General features: G+C 54.4%; 1 protein-coding gene. It reads right to left on the reverse strand.

Features of this window, described 5'->3' with window-relative positions; translation table 11 throughout:
• Positions 1–300: 300 nt before the first annotated feature.
• Entirely contained in the window at positions 301–579 is a 279-nt protein-coding gene (locus BTA35_RS17785; protein WP_139363695.1) for a hypothetical protein, read from the reverse strand.
• Between the last annotated feature and the right edge of the window lie 142 nt (positions 580–721).

Below are 721 nucleotides of genomic sequence, written 5' to 3' on the forward strand. Positions count from 1 at the left end.
GACGTGCATTCTCATGGGCCTCTATTTCTTCAAGTGGCAGGGAGTCGACACATCGATTGTCAATGACCCTGCCGACCCCTCTGCCGGAGGTGTGCGTTGAAGCCAATCACGAACAGATTCCCGGGAAGATAACGCACACGCACCTGAGATCGCGACGTGGAAGGAGATCATTCGCAAAATCCGATTGAGTGAGTCAGAAGGTCCGTCCAAGATCGTCGCGAACGAAAGCGCATAGACCGATGGCGGCCACAAGCAGTAGGCAGTGAGCTGAGCAGCCTCCAGATTCTTGGTTCGATGCGCTTAGTGTCCGTGAGCTTCCCATTCCGGCAAATCTGTAACCGATACAGCTTCCGACAACGGCACGGAGTCCTCGACATCGATGGCACTCACTTCAGGCACATCGCTAGCATATGGAACAACCCCTTTCACCATCATGAACGCTCTTTCCAGCGAGATGAGCCGCTGCATCCGAGATTCCAGAAAACGTTGATAATCGCCGACTCTAAGTGCTTCAAGCGAGTCGGCAGTGACGAAGCAGGAATCGAGGACCGCCGCGTCTGTGACTGGGTCCAGCTCCAACAGTCAACGCTTCGCAAAAGTTTCGCGGTCATCTAAAACGTCGAACATCCGATTTGCCGGACTCGAAGATAGTCGCCCCGTTTGTGCCGAAGTCTTTTTTGATATCCGGACCATGGCTTCTGGACCGCGGTCCAGGATACGC

Origin of the sequence: Oceanospirillum linum (assembly GCF_001995095.2) — a bacterium.
Lineage (GTDB): Bacteria > Pseudomonadota > Gammaproteobacteria > Pseudomonadales > Halomonadaceae > Oceanospirillum > Oceanospirillum linum.